Source organism: Actinomycetota bacterium, from assembly GCA_036280995.1.
Lineage (GTDB): Bacteria > Actinomycetota > CALGFH01 > CALGFH01 > CALGFH01 > CALGFH01.
Genome location: DASUPQ010000771.1, coordinates 1 through 3,957 on the forward strand (window position 1 = coordinate 1; position 3,957 = coordinate 3,957).

The 3,957-nt window shown below is 73.2% G+C and carries 3 protein-coding genes; 1 reads left to right on the forward strand and 2 read right to left on the reverse strand.

Going from position 1 to position 3,957, the window contains the following annotated elements:
• Window positions 1–105: 105 nt before the first annotated feature.
• Both VF468_25755 and VF468_25760 read right to left on the reverse strand, forming a co-directional pair.
• Window positions 106–579 carry a CBS domain-containing protein gene (locus VF468_25755; protein HEX5881693.1) on the reverse strand — a complete coding sequence of 158 codons (474 nt, stop codon included), beginning with the start codon at window positions 577–579 and terminating at the stop codon, window positions 106–108.
• Window positions 580–663: 84 nt separating this feature from the next.
• Complete coding sequence (locus VF468_25760) at window positions 664–3,381, reverse strand: cation-translocating P-type ATPase (protein HEX5881694.1); 2,718 nt, start codon at window positions 3,379–3,381, stop codon at window positions 664–666.
• Window positions 3,382–3,567: 186 nt separating this feature from the next.
• Here VF468_25760 and VF468_25765 point away from each other — a divergent pair.
• The coding region (locus VF468_25765; GenBank protein HEX5881695.1) for a universal stress protein at window positions 3,568–3,957 on the forward strand (390 nt) is incomplete at its 3' end.

Genomic DNA, 3,957 nt, shown 5'->3' on the forward strand with positions numbered 1-3,957 from the left:
GCCCAACCACCTCATAGCCACGGTCGGCGGCGGCGTAGACCAGCGTCTTGATGCAGGGGTTGAGACCGGGGACGTCGCCCCCGCCGGTGAGCACACCGATCCTGGTCATGCCTGGACCCCCCGCGCCACCGCCCTCAACACGTCGTCGCGGGTCAGGACCCCGATCGGGCGTCCGGCCTGGTCGACGACCGGCAGCCGGTTGACGCCATGGTCGATCATCGTCCGCACCGCCAGCACCACCGACCAGTCCGGCTGGGCGGTCACCGGCTCGTCGCTCATCAGCTCGCCGACCCTGAGACGGGCCAGGCGGGGCGCGTGCTGGTGCCCGGCTATCGCGGCCAGGGAGCCGGTGGGGTCGTCCAGCAGCGTCGGCACGAGCAGGTCACGGCGGGTGATCACCCCCACGACCTTGCCGTGGTCGACGACCGGCGCCCCGGACACGGCCCTCTGGTCGAGGCGTCGCAGGGCCATCTCGGCCGACATATCCGCTGCCAGCAGCACCACGTCCCGGGTCATGGCCTCGCCCACGGTACCCAACTGCCGCCCCAGAATGGTCGATTCCTCCACGGTCGCGGTCACGGCCATCACCTCCCAAGTGGCGGGCGTACCTCACCCGCCCAGGAGACCAGCCTGCCCGGTCAATGAGCGACCATAGGAGGGCCATCAGGCAGGTGAACCACGGGACCTTCGGGACCGCCGGCGGATGATCCACTTCTCGAGCTCTACCGCGACGAAGGCGGCGGTCGAGGTCACCAGGACGAGGGCGAGCTGGAACGGTGAGAGGGAGTGGGTGTCGAACAGCCGCTGCAGGGCCGGCAGGTAGAGGATGGCGAGCTGGACCGCGACCGCCCCAAGAACCGCCGCCAGCAGGAACGGGTTGGACCGGGCGCCCAGGGTGAAGAAGCTCTCGCGCTCGGACCGCACCGCCAGGGCGTGGCCCAGCTGGAGCAGCGCCAGGGTGGTGAACACCATCGTCTGCCACGGCCAGCCGGCCGCCCTGGCGCCGACCAGGAGAGCCAGGCAGACGGCGGCCATGGTCAGCCCGACCCACAGGGCGTGCTGCCACAGGCCGCGGGCGAAGATCGACTCGGTCGGCGACCGGGGTGGGCGGCGCATGGCGTCGCGTTCCACCGGCTCCAGCCCGAGCGCGATGGCGGGCAGACCGTCGGTGACCAGGTTGATCCAGAGGATCTGCACCGCCAACAGCGGGACAGGCAGCGCCAGCGCGGAAGCCAGGAACATGACCCAGATCTCGCCCGAGTTGGTGGTGAGCAGGTAGCGCACGAAGCGGCGGATGTTGTCGTAGATCCGCCGCCCCTCGCGGATGGCGGAGACAATGGTGGCGAAGTTGTCGTCGGCCAGAACCATGTCGGCCGCCTCCTTGGCGACGTCGGTGCCGGTCACGCCCATGGCCACCCCAATGTCGGCCTGGCGCAGGGCCGGGGCGTCGTTGACGCCGTCGCCGGTCATCGCCACCACCGCACCCCGGTCCTTCCAGGCACCAACCAGCCGGAGCTTCTGCTCCGGGCTGGTCCGGGCGTAGACGCCCACGCCGGTCACCCGCTCGGCCAGGGTCTCCTCGTCCAGGCGGCCGAGCTCGGCCCCGGTGAGGACCTCGCCGGCCTCGTCGAGGATGCCGACGCGGCGGGCGATGGCAGTGGCCGTGCGGGCATCATCTCCGGTGATCATCACCGGGATGACGCCGGCCTCCCGGCAGGCGGCCACGGCGGCGGCCGTCTCGGCCCGTGGCGGGTCGGCGATGGCCACCAGCCCGAGGAGGCGCAGGCCGCTCTCGGCCGCCTCGGCCCGGCTGGGCACCGCGGGCAGGTCCCGCTCGGCCAGGGCCAGGATGCGGTAACCGTCGGACGCCCACCGGTTGGCCACCGCCCGCACCTGCCCGGCCAGCGCGGTGTCGGCCGGGGCGAGCAGCGGGACCAGGGCCTCGACCGCCCCCTTGACCGCCACCCACACCTGGCCTGGCCCCTGGTGCAGCGTGGCCATGCGCCGCCGGGTGGCGTCGAAGGCGACCTCGGCCACCCTGGGCCAGTCGCGGTCCAGCGCCTCGCGTTCGACCCCCAGCTTGCCGGCCAGGGCGAGCAGGGCGGCCTCGGTCGGGTCGCCGGTCACGGTCCAGGAGTCCCCTGGGTCGCCCGCCGACTGCAGCGTCGCGTCGTTACAGGCCGCCGCCACCCTGGCCAGGCGCTCCAGCAGCGTGTCGCGGGCCGACATGGCGGCGCCCTCGGGCACGACGGCACCAACCGGCGCGTACCCGTCGCCGCTGACTCGATAGGTCCCCGCCGGGGTCCAGACCCGCTCCACCTGCATGCGGTTCTGGGTCAGGGTGCCGGTCTTGTCCGAGCAGATTACCGTTGTCGAGCCGAGCGTCTCCACCGCCGGCAGCTTGCGGACCAGGGCGTTGCGGGCGGCCATGCGCCTCGCTCCCAGGGCAAGGGCGACGGTGACCACCGCCGGCAGCCCCTCGGGGATGGCGGCCACGGCCAGGCTGACCGCGATCAGGAACATCCGCTCCACCGGTTCGCCCCTGGCCACCCCGACGGCGAAGACCACCGCACAGATCACCAGCGCCCCCGCGGCCATGGCCCGGCCCAGGGCCGCCAGCCGACGCTGCAGCGGCGTCGGCCCGGCAGGATGGCGCTGCAGGAGCTCGGCCAGCCGCCCCAGCTCCGTCATCATCCCGGTCGCGACCACCAGCCCGACACCGCGGCCGCCGGTGACCACTGTGCCCCGGAAGGCCATGTTGCGCCGGTCCGCCAGCATCGACTCGTCAATCTCGGACAAGGGATCGACCTGCTTGGTCACCGGCTCGGACTCGCCGGTGAGGGCGGCCTCGTCGACCCGCAGCGCCCATGACTCGGTCAGCCGCAGGTCGGCGGCGAGCAGGTCGCCCGGGCCGAGCAGCACCAGGTCGCCCGGCACGACCTCGGCCGCGGGCAGCTCCCGTATCCGGCCGCCACGGCGGACGCGGACCATGGGAGCGGTCATCGCCTTGAGCGCGTCCATCGCCTGCTCCGCCCGGTTCTCCTGGAAAAAGCCGAGCAGGCCGTTGAGCACCAGGATGGCCAGGATCACGACGGTGTCCTTGAGGTCGCCCAGCGCCGCCGCGACCACGGCCGCCACCAGCAGCACAACGACCACTGTGCTGGCGAACTGCTCCGCCAGCAGCCGCCAGGCCGGCGTTCGTCCCTGCTCGACAAGCACGTTCTCGCCGAACTGGGTCAGGCGGCTGGCCGCCTCCTCTGGCGCCAGACCGGCGACCGGGTCGGTCCCCAGGTCGGCGGCAACCTGCCCGGCCGCCAGCGTCCACGGCCGTTCGGTCCCGGCGCGGTGGGGTCCCGCCGGCCGGGCGATGCTTGGTCGCATCGGCTCCATCCTCACCTGCGTCCCGGCGGACGCCCGGAACTCCGGGCTCTTCAGTCTCGCCCGCTGCGACGGGCCGGGGAACCGCCGACAGTCCGGGAGGGGTGGGGCCGACCGGCCCTACTGCCCGCGCGGGATCTGCGAGAGCGTGGGTGCGGAAGCCAACCGACGGAACAACGAGGTGGTCCCATGGGCGTCTACCAACACATTCTCGTGGGGGTTGACGGCTCGGACGCGAGCGCGCAGGCCGCCGAGACGGCGGGACGGCTGGCCGCCGACCTGGACGCCAAGCTCACGGTGGTCTTCGTGCGGCAGCTCCCGGCCGTGCCAGCGTCTCCCTTCGGGATGACCGTGGATCTCGACAGCTACTGGGAGAGCCAGGAGCGGCTGGCCTCGAGCCGGGCCGCCGGCGTCCTGGACGGGCTCGGCGTCGCCTGGCGGCTGGAGGTGCGGACCGGCGACCCGGCCGTCCAGCTCGAGCTGGGTGCGGAGGAGAACGGCGCCGACCTCGTCGTCGTCGGCGCTCGGGGCCACTCGGCGGCCCACCGGCTGCTGCTCGGGTCGGTCTCCACCCGGCTG

Coding starts and splice junctions, on each gene's coding strand:
- VF468_25760 (HEX5881694.1), bottom strand. CDS start 3,381: ATGCGACCAAGCATCGCCCGGCCGGCGGGACCCCACCGCGCCGGGACC.